Source organism: Pseudomonas sp. PDM28, assembly GCF_019219115.1.
Lineage (GTDB): Bacteria > Pseudomonadota > Gammaproteobacteria > Pseudomonadales > Pseudomonadaceae > Aquipseudomonas > Aquipseudomonas laurylsulfatiphila.
In genome coordinates, this window is the sequence record NZ_JAHUWG010000008.1 from 253360 (window position 1) to 272101 (window position 18742).

Sequence of the window (18742 nt, forward strand, 5' to 3'; positions counted from 1 at the left end):
GTTGATCCTCTACCCAAGCGCATCGATCCGGTCCAGCGCCTGGTTCACCGCCAACTCCCCCAACAGGATCACTTGCGCGATGCCCAGCAGGGTATTGCGACTTGTCCCCTGCGTTCGATCCGCCAGATCCATGGTCATGACGTTGGCCGATGCCAGTGACTCGCAGGCATGGGCCAGCAGGGTTGCGGTATCGAGTTCCGGGTTGACGATGAACATCGTGCTGAGTTTGCGCGGGGTGGCCATGATGTTGGCGGCTGAGGGAATGGGGTCGGATGGGGATGTCGGATCAGTGTCCGGCGGATCCGGTGTCACTTTAACCATAAGCTGATTACTCCTGAATGGAGCCGCCAACTCTTCTCTACTAAAAAGAAGGGTGGCGGCTGTACGCAGGTTAGTAGACCGGGGAGATCAGCATTTACCGGCGCGCCGAAGCGCCCTGCGCACAGCCACCATCAAGTTCAGGGATGGGAATACCTGACTGACAGAGCCTATGCACTTTACTGATAACACCACGGGCTACTAAACCCGATCACTGACAATCAGTGACGCGGAGCAAGTTACCGAGCGGCCCCAAGGCGCACAAGCCGGCGGATTCTGGCGTACCTGTAGGCAACGACGCAAGGCGCTGTGGCTTTCACGAAGTAACCTTGAGGGCTTTTAAACGAGCAGGGTTTGCGCTCTGCAGTAGCGTTCGCCCCGAACGGTTTAACCCTGTCAAAAAGCAGCTGCGGCATTGGGCGCCGACAAGATAGCGAACGGTCCTACAGGTTAGGTGCACCAACACTCGGAAGCATCCTACGCACCCAGCAGAAGCATCCGTGGAACCTCTTCGATGAAACGCCGACGTTGAACCTCAGCACACCGAAGTAACCAGGTCGTACGCAATACCTGTGGGAGCGGGCTTGCTCGCGAAAGCGGTCTGTCATTGACATTGATGTCGACTGACACGACGCCTTCGCGAGCAAGCTCGCTCCCACAGGGTTATTCGGTGTTCATGAAAATTCATCAGGCATACCGCTTGCGATACTCCCCCGGCGCAATGCCGAAGCGCGACTTGAACGCGGTGGAGAAGTAGCTCGAATCGGAAAACCCCCACGAATACCCCAGCACCGACAACTTCTGCTCCTTGCCCGATTGGCGCAGGGATTCGGCGCACAGGTCCAGGCGACGGTTCTTGATGTAGCGCGCCACCACCAGCCCTTTCTTGGCAAACATCCGGTACAGGCCACGGGTGGACATGCCGACTTCCCGCGCCAGCCATTCCGGGCACAGGTCTTCGGAGCGAATGTTTTCGTCGATACAGGTGAGCGTCTTGCGGAAGATCCGCTCATGGGCATCGGTGCAATCGTCGGCCTGGCTGATCGCCGGGCGCAGCAGGCTGACGATCGCCTCCAGGGTCGCTTCGCTTTCCTGTCGGGTCAGGTGTTGCTGGCGGGTGGCATCGAGGATCAGCCGGTGCGAGAGCATGGCGATGGGCGAGGTCGCGGCAATCCGGTGGCCGCACTTGACCGGGTTGAAGCGCAGGGTTTGCTCGACCAGTTGATACGGCAGGATCAACGACAACTGCCGGGAGTTTTCGCCGTAGGTGAAATCGCTGGGGCGGGAGGCATCGATCAGCGTGATGTCGCCGGGGGACAGCAAGACCTTGTCGTCGCCCTGGGCCATGCCCGCCGTGCCGTCGAGCTGGAACACCGCGAAGTACTTGCCGCCCTCGCTCGCCGCGACTTCCTGGGGTGTACGGTACAACCGCGCCTGGCACACGTCGACGAAACTGAGTTTGAGCGCATCGCTCTGGTATTCGCGGATGCGCCCGGCAAATTCGCTGCCCAGGGGTTGTGCGTTGAAGGCGCCACAGATCTGGTTGATCTGATGGATCCACTGGTCGAACCCTTCATGGCGCTGTGCTGTTGTAGAAATCATGTCAGGCCTCACGCAGGCTTATTTTTATTGTCTACGTCAATCCACACGACACCGGATGCTTCGAGTCTCCTGAACCGCACCACTTCCTGAACAATGACGTGCTACTTCAGTCCGCCAAAACGCCGATAGAAGCTTTCTCCGACATCCGGCAACGGGCCGTCGGCCGTTTCCAGTGCGGCGTTCAGCCATTCTTCGGCCTTGGCGTAGATCAAACGGTAAATGTTGCGGCACAACTGGCGGGCGGCGCGGCCTTCCCAATCGCCGGGCAGCAACTCGTCCGGCAGTTGCGGGTCGCGCAGCAGCAGCTTGCGGTACTCGTGAATCAACAGCACCCGCGCCAGGAAGCAGTCGGCCGGTTGCAGGTTTTCCTGCTCGCGCAGGGCTTGCCACAGCGGCCGGAACAACTGGATGAACTCGCTGTAATGCGCGGCCAACTCCTCGATGTTCCAGCTCTCGCGTACCTGCAGGCGCAGGGCCTTGGAGGCCAGCACGTCCTGGGCGGTGGTTTCGAAGACGATGGTGTCTTCCTGGGCGCCGAGGTCGAGCAGGGTCGCGTTGACGTCGGAACGATCACTGCGCGGACAGGCCAGCACCATCGGCGAAATCGCGCCGAAGCCTTGCCATTCCAGTTCCTCGCGCACCTGTTTGCGTTTGTCCTGGGTCAGTTGCGAAAGCATCACCAGGCACCAGGAACCATCCCAGGCCGGCATCGTGGTGCTGTAGACCCGCTTGAAGGCCTTGTCGAAACGGCGACGACCGGTGCCCGTCAGGCTGTAGTAACTGCGGCGACCGACTTTCTCGGCGGTCAGCCAGCCTTCCTTGGTCAGGCGAAAAATCGAGGTGCGGATCAGCCGCTCGTTGATGCCGATGGGTTCGAGCAACTGAATCAGACTGCCCAGCCACACGGTGCCGCCATGGGGTTCGATGGCATCCCCGTACAACGTGATGATCAAGGAACTGGCGCGGATCGGCGTCTGCTCCTGGAAGCGGGTAATCAGGTGGTTCAAGGGAGTCAGGGACGACATGGGCGTTCCGTGCAAAAAAAGAAAAGGAATATACCGAAACTCCGTAGGAGCTGCCGAAGGCTGCGATCTTTTGATCTTGATTTTTAAAAAAACAAAATCAAAAGATCGCAGCCTTCGGCAGCTCCTACACGGGGATCAGCTGCTTTTCGGTCGAAGGCCACTGTCACTGATACGCGGGCGATCCGGTTCCGGTTCGCTCAGCGGTTCGCACACCTGCATCTGCTCGAGGCAACGCTGGGCCAGTTGCTGATACTCCCGGGTGCCGGCCTGTTTCCACGCCACTTCCTGATCGCTGAGGCTGCGCTTGATGCCGGCCGGTGCGCCCATGACCAGCGACTGCTCCGGGCACTCGAAGCCGGCCTTGACGAACGCCGCCGCCGACACGAATGAACGCGGGCCGATCCGGGCGTTGTCCATCACCACCGCATTCATGCCCACCAGCGCATCGGCGCCGATCCGGCACCCGTGCAGCACCGCGCCGTGGCCGATGTGGCCGTTGCGCTCCACCACCGTGTCGCTGTCGGGGAAGCCGTGCATTACGCAGGTGTCCTGCAGGTTGGCGCCCTCCTCCAGCACGATCCGCCCGAAGTCCCCGCGCAGGCTGGCCAGCGGACCGACATAACAATGCGGGCCGATGATCACGTCGCCGATCAATACGGCAGAGGGGTGCACATAAGCGCTCGGATCAACCACCGGAGTCAGGCCATCAAGGCTGTAGCAGGTCATGGCAGGTTCCTTCGCAAAGCGATGCAAATAATGGCCTATTTTGTATCACATCACTTTTACCAGCACAAAGACTAAAAACCGTATCACTTGAAACGCACCGTTTCGACGACGCTCAACGCGCCCCTTAAAACGCTACAAAACCCAATGAACTCAAGGAAAAAACCGTTATCAGCGCCCCTCGACCAGAAAGACAACAAATCGAAAACCACACAATTAAGACACATTAATTCTATTTTCATATTGCATTTTCGTATCGCATTGTAGCTATACTTGGGCAAAACCGGCCCCCTGAGGCCGATCCAATAACGAGCCGGCACCACGCCGAGCGTGCACCCTGAGGGCATCCGCCATGCCTCTGACCCTTGCCGTCGAATTGATCGAGCCTGGCGTCCGCCTGATTACCCTGCAGCGCCCGCAAGCCCTGAACGCCTTGACCACCGAATTGCTGGGCGAACTGGCCGCTGAACTGAACGCCGCGCAAGCCGACCCCGACACCCGCGCCGTGGTCCTCACCGGCAGCCGCAAGGCCTTCGCCGCCGGCGCCGACATCAAGGAAATGGCCGAACGCAACCTGGTCGGCATCCTCGACGACCCACGCCAGGCCTCGTGGCAAACCATCACCCGTTTCAGCAAACCGCTGATCGCCGCGGTCAACGGCTTCGCCCTCGGCGGTGGCTGCGAACTGGCGATGCACGCCGACATCATCATTGCCGGGGAAGACGCGCGCTTCGGCCAGCCGGAAATCAACCTCGGGATCATGCCCGGCGCCGGAGGCACCCAACGTTTGCTGCGCGCCGTGGGCAAATCCATGGCCATGCAGATGGTTCTCACCGGCGAGCCGATCGACGCCCGCCAGGCCCAGCGCGCCGGCCTGGTCAGCGAAGTGACTCAACCGGAGTTCACCGTCGACCGCGCCCTGCACATCGCCCGCGGCATTGCCGCCAAGGCGCCACTGGCCGTACGCCTGGCCAAGGAAGCGCTGCTCAAGGCCATGGACACCGACCTGGCCAGCGGCCTGCGCTTCGAGCGCCACGCTTTCACCGTGCTGGCCGGCACCCGCGACCGCGACGAAGGCATTGCGGCCTTCCAGGAAAAACGCGCGCCGACCTTCACCGGCCAGTAATCCAACGAATTCGAACGACTGCCAAGAGAACGCCCAGACCATGAACTTCGAACACATCCTGTTTTCCATCGACGCCGGCGTCGCCCTGCTCAGCCTCAACCGGCCGGAGCAGCTCAACAGCTTCAACACCCAGATGCACGGCGAAGTGAAAGAAGCTCTCAAGCAAGTGCGGCAGAACCCTGACGTGCGCGTTTTACTGCTGACCGGTGAAGGTCGCGGCTTCTGCGCCGGGCAGGACCTGAGCGACCGCAATGTCGCGCCGGGCAGCGCCGTGCCGGACCTGGGCGAATCCATCGAGAAGTTCTACAACCCGCTGATCCGCCAGTTGCGCGACCTGCCGCTGCCGGTGATCTGCGCGGTCAACGGCGTCGCCGCCGGTGCCGGCGCCAACATTCCGCTGGCCTGCGACCTGGTGCTGGCGGCGCGTTCGGCCAGTTTCATCCAGGCGTTCTGCAAGATCGGCCTGATTCCCGATTCCGGTGGCACCTGGACCTTGCCGCGCCTGGTCGGCATGGCCCGAGCCAAGGCTTTGGCCTTGCTTGGCAATCGCCTGAGCGCTGAACAGGCCGAACAATGGGGCTTGATCTACCAGTGCGTGGACGACGCCGCCCTGCGCGACGAAGCGCTGAAACTGGCCCGCCACCTCGCCACTCAACCCACCTACGGCCTGGCGCTGATCAAACGCAGCCTCAACGCCAGCCTGAGCAACAGCTTCGACGAACAGCTGGAACTGGAGCGCGACCTGCAACGCCTGGCCGGGCGCAGCGAGGACTATCGCGAAGGCGTCGGCGCCTTCATGGAAAAACGCACCCCAAGCTTCAAGGGGCGCTGAGTCATGACCGCATTGAACACCTCTGCACGCATCGCCGTGATCGGCGCCGGGGCCATGGGTGCCGGCATCGCCCAGGTCGCGGCGCAAGCCGGCCATCCGGTATTGCTGCTGGACAATCGCCCCGGTGCCGCCGCCCAGGCCATTGAAGGTATCGATCGGCAACTGGGCAAACGGGTCGAGAGCGGCAAGCTGTCCGCCGAGTCACGCAGCGCAACCATTGCCCGCCTGCAAGCGGTGGAAGCCATCGAAGCCCTGGCCGATTGCGAGCTGATCATCGAAGCCATCGTCGAGAACCTCGAGGTCAAGCGTGCACTGTTCCGTCAGCTCGAAGGCATCTGCGGCGAGCACTGCATTCTCGCCAGCAACACCTCGTCGCTATCGATCACCAGCATCGCCGCGCAGCTTGAGCATCCAGAACGCTTGCTCGGCCTGCACTTCTTCAACCCGGCGCCGGTCATGGCGTTGGTGGAAATCGTTTCCGGCCTGGCCAGCAATCCCGTCTTGGCTGAGTGCCTGTACGACACCGCCAAGGCCTGGGGCAAAAAACCGGTGCATACCCGCTCCACGCCGGGCTTCATCGTCAACCGCGTGGCCCGGCCGTTCTATGCCGAAAGCCTGCGGATGCTGCAGGAAGGCGCGGCCGACTGCCCGACACTGGATGCCCTGATGCGCGAGGCCGGCGGTTTTGCCATGGGCGCATTCGAACTGACCGATCTGATCGGCCACGACGTCAACTACGCCGTGACCTGCTCGGTGTTCGACGCTTATTACCAGGACACGCGCTTCCTGCCGTCGTTGATCCAGAAAGAACTGGTGGACGGTGGACGCCTGGGACGCAAGAGCGGCCAGGGTTTCTACCGCTACGCCCAAGGCGCGGAACGTCCGCAAGCGACTGAAATCAGCAGCGATGCGAAGGTCGAGGTCTGTGCCGTGGAAGGCGACCTCGGTATCGCTCAAGGCTTGCTCGCACGCTTGAATGAACAAGGCGTCGAGATCGTCCAGCGTGATGGTCAGGGCTTGCTGCGAGTCGGTGATGCCGTTCTGGCCTTGAGCGATGGGCGCATGGCCTGTCAGCGGGCTCGCGAAGACGGGCTGCGCAACCTGATCCTGCTGGATCTGGCGTTCGATTACAGCAAGGCCCAACGCATCGCCATCAGCTATTCGAACGGCATTGACCCGCTGGCCCTTGAACAAGGCGTGGCCCTGCTGCAACGGGCCGGCCTCAAGGTCAGCCTGCTCAGCGACAGCCCGGCCCTCGCCGTCCTGCGCACCGTGGCGATGCTCGCCAACGAAGCCGCCGACGCCCTGCTGCAAGGCGTCGCGTCGGCCGCCGACATCGATCTGGCGATGCGCGCCGGGGTCAATTATCCGCAAGGGCCGCTGGCCTGGGCCGATGCCATTGGCCTGTCGCACATTCTTCAAACGCTGGAAAACCTGCAAGCCAGTTACGGCGAAGAACGCTACCGGCCGTCGCTGTTGCTGCGCCGTCGCGTCGCCGAAGGGAGAAACTTCCATGACTAACCACGAAGCCATGACCCTGGCCAGTGAATGCGCGCAATCGCTGTTCCAGCGCGACGCCGCCAGCCAGGCCATGGGCATGCGCCTGCTCTCGGCCGCACCCGGTTGCGCGCGAGTGGGCATGACCGTGCGCGCCGACATGGTCCAGGGCCACGGCACCTGCCACGGCGGCTACCTGTTCGCCCTCGCCGATTCGGCGTTCGCCTTTGCCTGCAACAGCTACAACGAAGCCACCGTGGCCATCGGTTGCAGCATCGACTACATCGCCCCGGCCCGCCTGGGTGACACGCTCAATGCCGACTGCATCGAGCAGAGCCGTTCCGGGCGCACCGGCAACTACGACGTACGCATCGAAAACCAGCAGGGCCAGTTGATCGCCCTGTTCCATGGCAAATCCTACAAAGTGCGCGGCCCGGTGCTGACGCAGGAGAACCCGAATGAATGACGCCCTGATCATCGACGCCGTCCGCACCCCGATAGGCCGCTACGCCGGGGTCCTGAGCGGCGTGCGCGCCGACGACCTCGGTGCGGTGCCGCTGCGCGAACTGCTGCGCCGCCACCCGCAAGTCGACTGGAGTACCGTCGACGACGTGATCTACGGCTGCGCCAACCAGGCCGGCGAAGACAACCGCAACGTCGCGCGCATGTCGGCGCTGCTGGCCGGATTGCCGGTCAGCGTGCCAGGCACCACCCTCAATCGCCTGTGCGGCTCCGGACTGGACGCGGTGGGCACGGCTGCCCGGGCGATTCGCAGCGGCGAGACCGGGTTGATGCTGGTCGGCGGCGTGGAATCGATGTCCCGCGCGCCGCTGGTGATGGGCAAGGCCGAGCAGGCGTTTTCCCGTTCGGCGGAAATCTTCGACACCACCATCGGCTGGCGTTTCGTCAATCCGCTGATGAAAAAGGCCTACGGCATCGACTCCATGCCGGAAACCGCGGAGAACGTCGCCGAACAGTTCAACATCTCCCGGGCCGACCAGGACGCCTTCGCCCTGCGCAGCCAGCAGCGTGCAGCGGCCGCCCAGACCAATGGGCGCCTGGCGAAGGAAATCGTCGCCGTGGAAATCCCGCAGCGCAAAGGCCCGGCCAAAGTGGTCGAGCACGACGAACATCCACGGGGCGACACCACGCTCGAACAGCTTGCCAAACTGGGCACGCCGTTCCGCGAAGGCGGCAGCATCACCGCCGGCAATGCCTCCGGGGTCAACGACGGTGCCTGTGCGCTGTTACTGGTCAGCCCGCAAGTCGCCAAGCGCCACGGCCTGACCGCCCGTGGCCGGGTCGTGGCCATGGCCACTGCCGGCGTCGAACCACGGATCATGGGCATCGGCCCGGTGCCGGCCACGCGCAAGGTGCTGGAAGTGGCCAACCTGAGCCTGGCCGACATGGACGTGATCGAGCTCAACGAAGCGTTTGCCGCACAGGGTCTGGCGGTGCTGCGCGAGCTTGGCCTGAGCGACACCGATCCGCGGGTGAACCCCAACGGCGGTGCCATCGCCCTCGGCCACCCGTTGGGCATGAGCGGCGCGCGACTGGTGACCACCGCCCTTCATGAGCTTGAGGAACGTAACGGCCGCTACGCCCTGTGCACCATGTGCATCGGCGTCGGCCAGGGGATCGCGCTGATCATCGAGCGTCTATCCCACTAAAGATCGCGATTCCCGAGGAGCCGAGAGGTATCCTTGGGGCATGCACTCAAAGCCCTTGTGCAAAAGGGCTGGAACACAAAAACAATTCGAGTGAACACATGAACATGCCAATTGCCCAAGCCGTGCTGAACCCTGTGCTGGACCCGCTGGAAACCGCCAGCATCGACGAGTTGCGCCAGCATCAGCTGGAGCGCCTGCGCTGGAGCCTGAACCACGCCTACAACAACGTGCCGCTGTACCGTCAGCGCTTCGATGCGCTGGGCGTACACCCGGACGACATCAAGTCCCTCGACGACCTGGCGAAATTCCCTTTCACCACCAAGTCCGACCTGCGCGACAACTACCCCTACGGCATGTTTGCCGTGCCGATGAACGACATCGTGCGCCTGCACGCGTCCAGCGGCACCACCGGCAAACCGACCGTGGTCGGCTACACCCAGAACGACATCGACACCTGGGCCAACGTGGTGGCCCGCTCGATCCGCGCCGCCGGTGGCCGCCGTGGCGACAAGGTGCACATCTCCTATGGCTACGGCCTGTTCACCGGCGGCCTCGGCGCCCACTACGGCGCCGAACGCCTGGGCTGCACGGTGATCCCGATGTCCGGCGGCCAGACCGAAAAACAAGTGCAACTGATCAAGGATTTCCAGCCGGACATCATTATGGTCACGCCGTCGTACATGCTCAACATCGCCGACGAAATCGAGCGCCAGGGCATCGACCCGCACAAACTGGCCCTGCGCCTGGGCATCTTCGGCGCCGAACCCTGGACCGCCGAACTGCGCAGCGCCATCGAGGCGCGCCTGGGCATCACCGCCCTGGACATCTACGGCCTGTCGGAAATCATGGGGCCAGGTGTCGCCATGGAATGCGCCGAAACCAAGGACGGCCCGACCATCTGGGAAGACCACTTCTACCCGGAAATCATCGACCCGATCACTGGCGAAGTACTGCCGGACGGCCAGATGGGCGAACTGGTGTTCACCTCCCTGAGCAAAGAAGCCCTGCCGATGATCCGCTACCGCACCCGCGACCTGACGCGCCTGCTGCCGGGTACCGCGCGACCGATGCGCCGCATCGACAAGATCACCGGACGCAGCGACGACATGCTGATCATCCGTGGGGTCAACGTGTTTCCGACGCAGATCGAGGAACAGGTACTCAAAGTCAAACAACTCGCCGAGTGCTATGAGATCCATCTGTATCGCAATGGCAACCTGGACAGCGTTGATGTGCATGTCGAGTTGAAGGCTGAGCACCAGCACCTGAGCGAAGAACAGCAGAAGGCTGTTTGCGGGGAATTGAGCAAACACATCAAGACGTATATCGGGATCAGTTCGCGGGTTGTTTTGCAGCCGTTTCATTCGATCAAGCGGTCGGAGGGCAAGGCTTGCCACGTGGTGGATAAACGTCCTAAAGCATGACTGCTGCACCCTTTATGGCCCCGCTTATTTGCGGGGCTTTTTTTTGGCCGGGCTTTACCGACTCTGGAGCCGAGCACAATCCCTGTGGGAGCGAGCTTGCTCGCGAAGGCGGCCTGACTGCCGGCCTGTCTTTTGTTGATTGCGTACATATCCGTTTCTTCGGTAACGGCCTCCTATGGTTCCGCTCTTAGCGGGTCACTTTGAAAAGCGCAAAGTAACCAAACGCTCTTGCCCCTGACATTCGGTGCCTCGCTGTGGCTCGGCATTCCCTCGCTCCGGTCCTGCGCCGTGGGCCCGCCGCCATCGGCCATCCATGGCCGGGGGCGGCTAACCCGGCATCCATGCCGGGTTGCCCACTGCGCAGAACCTCCACTCGGCCTCACGAGGGGGCGTACACCGCAACAGCGTCCGAGGCGGCCTACCGGCCGGCCTGGTTGTTGGGTTCGTTCATCTGTGAGGTACCTGCGCCTGTCAGGCCGCCATCGCGAGCAAGCTCGCTCCCACAGGTACTCAGTACATCAGCAAGATTTCGGTCAGCTGGCAGGCCGTCTTCGCGAGCAGGCTCGCTCCCACAGTTGATCCGGGTATGCCTGCGAGAGATTGGTCGGCTGGCAGGCCGCCTTCGCGGGCAAGCCCGCTCCCACAATTTGAACGGTGGGCATCAGCAAGATCTTGGTCGGTTGTCAGGCCGCCATCGCGAGCAAGCTCGCTCCCACAGAAAAGCAAAGACAGAGCAGCCCACACCACGCCGCTCTTCACCACTCAACAGGCCGAGCGTTAGCTCGCCTGCAGCTCTTGATCTTGATCCACCCGCCCCCTCGGCAGGCTGAGCGCAGGTGTTCATCCGGGGACTGGCGCGCAGCGCCGTTCGACGCAGTCGAACTCATTGCATGTAGGTCGAAGCGAAGCCGACCGGAGGGCAATGCCCCCGGATGAATGCCGGAGCGAAGGAACCCCGAGCCTTAGCGAGGGGCCGTACGTTCGGGGCGAGCGTTTTTTTGGTTACTTTTTTTAGGCGCTTGTAAAAAAAGTGACTCGCCGTAAGGGCGAAACCGCCAGCCGCCATTACCGCAGGAATGGATATGTACGCAATCAACAAAAGACAGGTCGGCTGTCAGGCCGCCTTCGCGAGCAGGCTCGCTCCCACAGGTGGCCCGCCCCAAAAAGCGACCACCCACCCAAAGCGATACAAAAAACAAATACGACACGTCATTTTGTGTTTGATATTAAATTCTGTATCGCTTATAAAGTCCCCATGCCCCAGAACAGATTCAAGGCGGGAACTCAAAAATGTACGCACAGCTCGTAGAAACAGGCGTAAAGCGCATCAAGGACCTCTCGGAAATGTCCGACCAGGAACGCGCCTTCCAGGAAAAAATCGATTCAGAAATCAAGATCGAAGCCAAGAACTGGATGCCAGATGCCTACCGCCAGACCCTGATCCGGCAGATTTCCCAGCACGCCCACTCCGAAATCGTCGGCATGCTGCCCGAAGGCAACTGGGTCACCCGCGCGCCGTCGCTCAAACGCAAACTGCAACTGATGGCCAAGATCCAGGACGAAGCCGGCCACGGCCTGTACCTGTACAGCGCCATGGAAACCCTCGGCGCCGACCGTGATGAAGAGATCGCCAAACTGCACAGCGGCAAGGCCAAGTATTCGAGCATCTTCAATTACCCGACGCTGAACTGGGCCGACATGGGCGCGGTGGGCTGGCTGGTGGATGGCGCGGCGATCGTCAACCAGGTGGTGCTGCAGCGCACCTCCTACGGCCCGTATTCCCGGGCGATGATCCGCATCTGCAAGGAAGAGAGCTTTCACCAGCGCCAGGGCTACGAAATCCTCCTGACCATGATGCGCCACGGTAACCAGGCGCAAAAAGACATGGTCCAGGACGCGATCAACCGCCTGTGGTGGCCGTCGCTGATGATGTTTGGCCCAAGCGACGAACACTCGCCGAACAGCGCCCAGTCCATGGCCTGGAAAATCAAGCGCCAGAGCAACGACGAACTGCGCCAGCGCTTCATCGACCAGACCATCCCGCAGCTGGAACTGCTGGGCTGCACCTGCCCCGACCCGGACCTGAAGTGGAACGCCGAGCGCGGCCACTACGATTTCGGCGAAATCCAGTGGAACGAATTCTACGAGGTGCTCAAGGGCAACGGCCCGTGCAACCAGGAGCGCGTCGCCGCCCGCCGCAAGGCGATCGAAGACGGCGCCTGGGTGCGCGAAGCCGCCGTCGCCCACGCCCGCAAAAAACAAAACAAGAACGCCGCCTAAGACAACCGTACCCCCTGTAGGAGCGAGCTCGCTCGCGATGGTCGTCAACGTTAACGTTGGTTGCCTGACACCCCGCGGTGCTCACGGGTACATCGCGAGCAAGCTCGCTCCTACAGAGCCTCTATGTGGAGTAACTGAAATGTCCGAGTGGACCCTCTTCGAAGTTTTCGTGCGCAGCAAGCACGGCCTGAACCACAAGCACGTCGGCAGCGTGCATGCCGCCGACACCACCATGGCCATCGAAAACGCGCGCGAGCTCTACACCCGTCGCAGCGAAGGCGTGAGCCTGTGGGTGGTGCCTTCGGCATTGATCACCGCCTCGTCACCGGATGAAAAAGACCCGCTGTTCGACCCGTCGGACGACAAGGTCTACCGCCACGCCAGCTTCTACGAGCTGCCGGCCGAAGTCGGGCACATGTGAGGTCGACCATGGACAACAAGACTGATCTGATCGAATACCTGCTGCGCCTCGGCGACAGCGCCCTGATCCAGGGCCAGCGCCTGTGCCAGTGGTGCGGCAAGGCACCGGCACTGGAAGAAGAGCTGGCACTAATGAACGTCGGCCTCGACCTGGTAGGCCAGGCGCGCAACTGGCTGGAATACGCCGCCGAACTGCTGGACGACGGCCGTGACGCCGATCACTTGGCGTTCCGTCGTGACGAGCGCGCTTACCGCAATCTGCTGCTGGTGGAACAACCCAACGGCGACTTCGCGGTGACCATGCTCAAGCAGTTCCTCTACGACGCCTGGCACTTGCCGGTGTTGCAGAGCCTGAGCCAGTCCAGCGACGAACGCATCGCCGGGATCGCCGCCAAGGCGGTGAAGGAAGTGACCTATCACCTGCGCCGCTCCGGCGAGTGGATCGAACGTCTGGGCGACGGCACCGAGGAAAGTAATCGACGCATGCTCGCGGCCATCCCTGAAGTCTGGCGCTTCACCGTCGAACTGATCGCCGCCGACGACAGCGAGCAGCGCCTGTGCGACGCCGGCATCACCCCGGACATCGCCAGCGTGGCCGCCCAGTGGCAAGCCAAAGTCGAGCAGATCTTCGCCAGCGCCACCCTGCCCGTTCCCGCTGCGCCGAGCTATTTCTACCTGAATGCCCGCAAGGGCCTGCACAGCGAACACCTGGGCATCCTGCTGGCCGAGATGCAGTGCCTGCCACGAGCGTACCCCGATGCAACCTGGTGAGCTGATCGCCAGCGACCTCGGCGCCCGGCCGGCGGGGCCCACCGATCTGGCTGCCGCCTGGGCGATTCTGGCAGAGGTCATGGACCCGGAAGTGCCGGTGGTCAGCGTGGTTGACCTGGGCATCGTCCGCGACCTGGACTGGCAGGTCGGCCACCTTCACGTGGTGGTCACGCCAACCTACTCCGGTTGCCCGGCCACCGAAGTGATCGAGAGCGATATCCGCGAAGCCCTGGAACTCGCCGGGTTCAAGGCCCCGCAATTGGAGCGCAAGTTGACCCCGGCCTGGACCACCGACTGGATCAGCGACAGCGGCCGTGAACGCCTGCGCGCCTACGGCATCGCACCGCCCGAGGGCAGCACCAGCAAGCGCAGCCTGCTCGGCGAAAGCCCGCAGGTTGTGTGCCCGCAATGCGGCAGCGCCCACACCGAGGTGCTCAGCGAGTTCGGCTCCACTGCCTGCAAGGCGCTGTACCGCTGCGTCGATTGCCGGGAACCGTTCGACTATTTCAAGTGCATCTGAGCGGCGAATCGGCCGTCCCAGCTGGAGAACAACAATGAGCAAATTTCACAGCCTGACCATCAAGGACGTGCGCGCCGAGACCCGTGACGCGGTGTCCATCGCCTTCGAGATTCCGCAGCACCTGCAAGACAGCTTTCATTTCACCCAGGGCCAGCACCTGGTGATGCGCACCCAACTGGACGGCGAAGAAGTACGCCGCTCCTATTCGATCTGCACCGGGGTCAACGACGGTGAACTGCGTATCGCGGTCAAGCGTGTGGCCGGTGGACGCTTTTCGGCGTTTGCCAACGAACAGCTCAAGGCCGGGCACACCCTGGAAGTGATGCCGCCTGCCGGGCATTTCTGCGTCGAGCTCGACCCGGCTCGCCACGGCCACTACCTGGCCGTGGCCGCGGGCAGCGGGATCACGCCGATCCTGTCGATCATCAAGACCACCCTGGAAACCGAACCCCACAGCCGCGTCACCCTGCTGTACGGCAACCGCTCCAGCTCCGGCGCGCTGTTCCGCGAGCAGCTGGAAGACCTGAAGAACCGCTACCTGCAACGCCTGAACCTGATCTTCGTGTTCAGCCGCGAGCAGCAGGACGTCGACCTGTACAACGGCCGGATCAACGCCGAGAAGTGCGAGCAGCTGTTCACCCGCTGGCTCGACGTCAAGGCGCTCGATGCGGCGTTTATCTGCGGCCCGCAGGAAATGACCGAGACCGTGCGCGACAGCCTCAAGGCCAAGGGCATGCCACCTGAGCGCATCCATTTCGAACTGTTCGCCGCTGTCGGCAGCGAGCAAAAACGCGCCGCCCGCGAAGCCGCCCGCCAGGTCGATGCGGCGGTCAGCCAGATCACCGTGATCAGCGACGGCCGTGCCCTGGCCTTCGACTTGCCGCGCAATAGCCAGAGCATCCTCGACGCCGGTAACGAGCAAGGTGCGGAATTGCCCTACTCGTGCAAGGCCGGCGTGTGCTCGACCTGCAAGTGCAAGGTCATCGAAGGCGAAGTGGAAATGGACATCAACCACGCCCTGGAAGACTACGAAGTGGCCGCCGGCTATGTGCTGTCGTGCCAGGCGTTCCCGATCAGCGACAAGGTGGTGCTGGATTTCGATCAGCTCTGATCAGCCCGCACCGCCCCCCTGTAGGAGCGAGCTTGCTCGCGATGGTCGTGAACGATGACGCGGGTTGCCTGATACCCCGCGGCGATCTCAGGTTCATCGCGAGCAGGCTCGCTCCTACAGAGGTCGCGCCGTACTTGCTTCACCACCCAAAACAAAAACAACAAAGGAGCGCGCGTCATGACACCCCAGGAAATAGAACTCATCCGCCAGCACCCGGATTTCATCCAGCTGGTTCGTCGCAAACAGAAGCTGTACTGGTCACTGAGCCTGGCCATGCTGGTGATCTATTACGGCTTCGTGCTGCTGGTGGCTTTCTCCCCTTCTACCCTCGGCCAATCCCTGAGCGGCGGCGTGACCACCGTGGGCATGCTGGTGGGTGTCGTGATCGTCGGGCTGGCCTTCGCGCTGACCGGCTTCTATGTCTATCGCGCCAACAACGTGATCGATCCTTTGAATGAAAAACTCAAGCAGGAGTGCGCCCGATGAACCGCCTTCTCGCCTTGTTCCTGCTGCCGCTGGCGGTGGTCACTGATATCGCGGTGGCCGCCGACGGCGTCTCCCGCCCGCTGAACTGGAACGCCATCGGCATGTTCCTGGTGTTCGTCCTATTCACACTCGGCGTGACACGCTGGGCGGCACTTCGCACCCGCTCCGCCGCCGATTTCTACACCGCCGGTGGCGGCATGACCGGTTTCCAGAACGGTCTGGCGATTGCCGGCGACATGATCTCGGCCGCCTCGTTCCTCGGCATATCCGCGATGATGTTCCTCAATGGCTACGACGGACTGCTCTATGCATTGGGCGTGCTGGCCGGCTGGCCGATCATCCTGTTCCTGATTGCCGAACGCCTGCGCAACCTGGGCAAATACACCTTTGCCGACGTGGTGTCCTATCGCCTGGAACAGACCCCGGTGCGCCTGACCTCGGCCTTCGGCACCCTGACCGTGGCGCTGATGTACCTGGTGGCGCAGATGGTTGGTGCCGGCAAGCTGATCGAATTGCTGTTCGGTATCGACTACCTCTATGCGGTGATGCTGGTCGGCGTGCTGATGGTGTTCTACGTCACCTTCGGCGGCATGCTCGCCACCACCTGGGTGCAGATCATCAAGGCGGTGATGCTGTTGTTCGGCACCAGCTTCATGGCGTTCATGGTGCTCAAGCACTTCGGCTTCAGCACCGAGGCGATGTTTGCCGGCGCCACCGCCGTGCATGCCAAGGGCAACGCGATCATGGCCCCCGGCGGCTTGCTGTCCAACCCGGTCGATGCGATTTCCCTGGGGCTTGGCATGATGTTCGGCACCGCCGGCCTGCCGCATATCCTGATGCGCTTCTTCACCGTCAGCGATGCCAAGGAAGCGCGTAAAAGCGTGTTCTACGCCACCGGTTTCATCGGCTACTTCTACTTGCTGCTGATCATCGTCGGCTTCGGCGCCATCGTCATGGTCGGCACCGATCCGGCGTTCCGCGACGCCAGCGGTGCGATCATCGGCGGCGGCAACATGATCGCCGTGCACCTGGCCCAAGCGGTAGGCGGCAACCTGTTCCTCGGCTTCATCTCGGCGGTCGCCTTCGCCACCATTCTGGCGGTGGTTGCCGGGCTGGCCCTGTCCGGCGCCTCGGCGGTGTCCCATGACCTGTATGCCTGCGTGATGCGCAAGGGCCAGGCCACGGAACAGCAGGAAATGCGCGTGTCGCGAATCGCCACCCTGTGCATCGGTGTGCTGGCAATCATCCTCGGCCTGCTGTTCGAGTCGCAGAACATTGCCTTCCTCTCGGGCCTGGTACTGGCCATCGCCGCGTCGGTGAATTTCCCGGTGCTGTTCCTCTCGATGTACTGGAAAGGTCTGACCACCCGCGGCGCCGTCCTCGGCAGTCTGTCCGGCCTGGTCTCGGCGATTGTCCTTCTGGTGCTGAGCCCGGCGGTGTGGGTCAACGTGATGCATCACGACAAGGCGTTGTTCCCGTATTCCAACCCGGCGCTGTTTTCCATGAGCCTGGCGTTCTTCAGTGCATGGCTGTTTTCCGTCACCGACACCTCGCCCCGTGCAGCCCTCGAGCGCGGTCGTTATCTGGCGCAGTTCATCCGTTCGATGACCGGCATCGGTGCCACCGGCGCCAGCAAACACTGAATATTGGCTGGGAATAAAAATAATGAAGCCCGCACGTAACGCACCTCGTGAATCGCTGTTTTCGCTGGCCGCCGCATTAAGCCTGCCCATGTTCGCCCCTAGCGCCATGGCCGACTTCATCGGCGACAGCAAGGCCCGCATTGATATGCGCAACCACTACATCAACCGCGACTTCCGTCAGCACAACGCGCCGCAATCCAGGGCCGAGGAATGGGCCCAGGGTTTCACGGCGCGTGTCGAATCCGGATTTACCGACGGCACCTTCGGTTTCGGCCTCGACGCATTGGGGGAGCTGGGGCTGAAGCTCGACTCCAGCCCGGATCGCCGTGGCACCGGGCTGCTGCCGTTTGGCCCGCAGAGCCATGAGCCCGACGACGAGTACAGCGAACTGGGACTGACCGGCAAATTGAAAGTATCCAAAAGCGTGTTGAAGCTCGGCACCCTGCAACCCTTGTTGCCCGTGGCCACTTACAACGACACGCGCCTGCTGGGTTCGACCTTTGAAGGTGGCTTGCTCACCAGCCAGGAAATCGACGGCCTGACGGTGAATGCCGGACGCCTGACCAAGGCCAACCTGCGGGACTCCTCCAGCAACGATGACATCGGCTACGGCGCCGCCACCAGCGACCACTTCGATTTCGGTGGTGGCAGCTATGCGTTCAGTCCGCAACTGAACCTGAGCTACTACTACGGCAAGCTCGACCAGATCTATCGCCAGCAATTCGCCGGACTGCTGCATACGCAAGCGCTGGGCAACGGCTTCAACCTGCGCAGCGATGTGCGCTACTTCGACAGCCGGGGCGACGGTGCCGATCAGGCCGGGCGTATCGACAACCGCAACTTCAACAGCATGTTCACGCTGTCCCACGGTGCCCACAAGGTCAGTGCCGCCTACCAGCAATTGTCCGGCGACAGCGCCTTTCCGTTCCTCAACGGCGGTGACCCCTACGTGGTCAACCTGGTGACGTTCAACACCTTTACCCGCGCCGAGGAGGATTCCTGGCAGCTGCGTTACGACTATGACTTCGCGGCGCAAGGCATTCCCGGCCTGACCTTCATGACCCGCTACACCGACGGCCGCCACGTCAAGGCGGGCAGCGTCGACAACGGTCGCGAATGGGAGCGCGACACAGATATCAGCTACGTCATCCAGAGCGGTGTGCTCAAGAACGTCAGCCTGCGCTGGCGCAACGTGACCTTCCGTTCCGGCAATGGCTTGACGACCGACCTCGATGAGAACCGCTTGATCGTCGGCTACACCCTGGCGCTTTGGTAATTCCGAAAGGGCGCGGTC

18 protein-coding genes are annotated in these 18742 nt (G+C 62.4%); 14 read left to right on the forward strand and 4 right to left on the reverse strand.

Annotated elements, in window-relative coordinates; all coding sequences use genetic code 11:
• Positions 1-9 precede the first annotated feature (9 nt).
• The 4 genes from KW841_RS19850 to paaY all read right to left on the reverse strand — a co-directional run bounded on the left by KW841_RS19850 (position 10) and on the right by paaY (position 3671).
• A complete protein-coding gene (locus KW841_RS19850; RefSeq protein WP_218479301.1) occupies positions 10-321 on the reverse strand; it encodes a DUF6124 family protein in 312 nt (103 codons plus the stop codon).
• A gap of 684 nt (positions 322-1005) precedes the next feature.
• Positions 1006-1920 (reverse strand): transcriptional regulator FeaR, encoded by a 915-nt coding sequence (gene feaR, locus KW841_RS19855; RefSeq protein WP_218479304.1) that lies wholly within the window; start codon positions 1918-1920, stop codon positions 1006-1008.
• A 101-nt stretch (positions 1921-2021) separates the two neighbouring features.
• Entirely contained in the window at positions 2022-2945 is a 924-nt protein-coding gene (gene paaX / locus KW841_RS19860) for a phenylacetic acid degradation operon negative regulatory protein PaaX (protein ID WP_218479306.1), read from the reverse strand.
• Positions 2946-3080: 135 nt separating this feature from the next.
• The gene (gene paaY, locus KW841_RS19865; protein ID WP_218479308.1) at positions 3081-3671 is read right to left on the reverse strand and encodes a phenylacetic acid degradation protein PaaY; all 591 of its coding nucleotides are present in this window, start codon (positions 3669-3671) and stop codon (positions 3081-3083) included.
• A 349-nt stretch (positions 3672-4020) separates the two neighbouring features.
• Between paaY and paaF the strand changes: the two genes are divergently transcribed.
• The 14 genes from paaF (at position 4021) to KW841_RS19935 (ending at position 18724) form a co-directional block, all read left to right on the forward strand.
• Positions 4021-4794: a 2,3-dehydroadipyl-CoA hydratase PaaF gene (paaF, locus tag KW841_RS19870; RefSeq protein WP_007972021.1), complete on the forward strand. Its 774-nt coding sequence runs from the start codon at positions 4021-4023 to the stop codon at positions 4792-4794.
• A gap of 40 nt (positions 4795-4834) precedes the next feature.
• Positions 4835-5626, forward strand: coding sequence for a 2-(1,2-epoxy-1,2-dihydrophenyl)acetyl-CoA isomerase PaaG (paaG, locus tag KW841_RS19875; RefSeq protein ID WP_218479310.1), 792 nt, complete (start codon positions 4835-4837; stop codon positions 5624-5626).
• A 3-nt stretch (positions 5627-5629) separates the two neighbouring features.
• Positions 5630-7147, forward strand: coding sequence for a 3-hydroxyacyl-CoA dehydrogenase PaaH (gene paaH, locus KW841_RS19880; protein ID WP_218479311.1), 1518 nt, complete (start codon positions 5630-5632; stop codon positions 7145-7147).
• The gene (paaI, locus tag KW841_RS19885; RefSeq protein WP_218479314.1) at positions 7140-7589 is read left to right on the forward strand and encodes a hydroxyphenylacetyl-CoA thioesterase PaaI; all 450 of its coding nucleotides are present in this window, start codon (positions 7140-7142) and stop codon (positions 7587-7589) included. Before paaH ends, paaI begins: the two co-directional genes overlap by 8 nt.
• The gene (pcaF, locus tag KW841_RS19890; RefSeq protein ID WP_218479316.1) at positions 7582-8793 is read left to right on the forward strand and encodes a 3-oxoadipyl-CoA thiolase; all 1212 of its coding nucleotides are present in this window, start codon (positions 7582-7584) and stop codon (positions 8791-8793) included. Before paaI ends, pcaF begins: the two co-directional genes overlap by 8 nt.
• Positions 8794-8891: 98 nt before the next feature.
• Entirely contained in the window at positions 8892-10217 is a 1326-nt protein-coding gene (gene paaK, locus KW841_RS19895) for a phenylacetate--CoA ligase PaaK (RefSeq protein ID WP_218479317.1), read from the forward strand.
• A gap of 1290 nt (positions 10218-11507) precedes the next feature.
• The gene (gene paaA, locus KW841_RS19900; RefSeq protein WP_218479320.1) at positions 11508-12497 is read left to right on the forward strand and encodes a 1,2-phenylacetyl-CoA epoxidase subunit PaaA; all 990 of its coding nucleotides are present in this window, start codon (positions 11508-11510) and stop codon (positions 12495-12497) included.
• Positions 12498-12636: 139 nt separating this feature from the next.
• A complete protein-coding gene (paaB, locus tag KW841_RS19905; protein WP_007943393.1) occupies positions 12637-12918 on the forward strand; it encodes a 1,2-phenylacetyl-CoA epoxidase subunit PaaB in 282 nt (93 codons plus the stop codon).
• An 8-nt stretch (positions 12919-12926) separates the two neighbouring features.
• Complete coding sequence (gene paaC / locus KW841_RS19910; protein WP_218479322.1) at positions 12927-13688, forward strand: 1,2-phenylacetyl-CoA epoxidase subunit PaaC; 762 nt, start codon at positions 12927-12929, stop codon at positions 13686-13688.
• Positions 13675-14208, forward strand: coding sequence for a 1,2-phenylacetyl-CoA epoxidase subunit PaaD (paaD, locus tag KW841_RS19915; RefSeq protein ID WP_218479324.1), 534 nt, complete (start codon positions 13675-13677; stop codon positions 14206-14208). The genes paaC and paaD overlap by 14 nt, the downstream gene beginning before the upstream one ends.
• 34 nt (positions 14209-14242) lie before the next feature.
• On the forward strand, positions 14243-15319 hold the full coding sequence (gene paaE, locus KW841_RS19920; protein WP_218479326.1) for a 1,2-phenylacetyl-CoA epoxidase subunit PaaE: 1077 nt from the start codon (positions 14243-14245) through the stop codon (positions 15317-15319).
• 177 nt (positions 15320-15496) lie between these two features.
• Positions 15497-15805: a DUF485 domain-containing protein gene (locus tag KW841_RS19925; protein ID WP_007978006.1), complete on the forward strand. Its 309-nt coding sequence runs from the start codon at positions 15497-15499 to the stop codon at positions 15803-15805.
• Positions 15802-17448 (forward strand): cation acetate symporter, encoded by a 1647-nt coding sequence (locus tag KW841_RS19930; RefSeq protein WP_095968042.1) that lies wholly within the window; start codon positions 15802-15804, stop codon positions 17446-17448. Before KW841_RS19925 ends, KW841_RS19930 begins: the two co-directional genes overlap by 4 nt.
• Before the next feature lie 22 nt (positions 17449-17470).
• Positions 17471-18724, forward strand: a complete 1254-nt coding sequence (locus KW841_RS19935; RefSeq protein ID WP_218479328.1) for an OprD family porin — start codon at positions 17471-17473, stop codon at positions 18722-18724.
• The last annotated feature ends 18 nt before the right edge of the window (positions 18725-18742 follow it).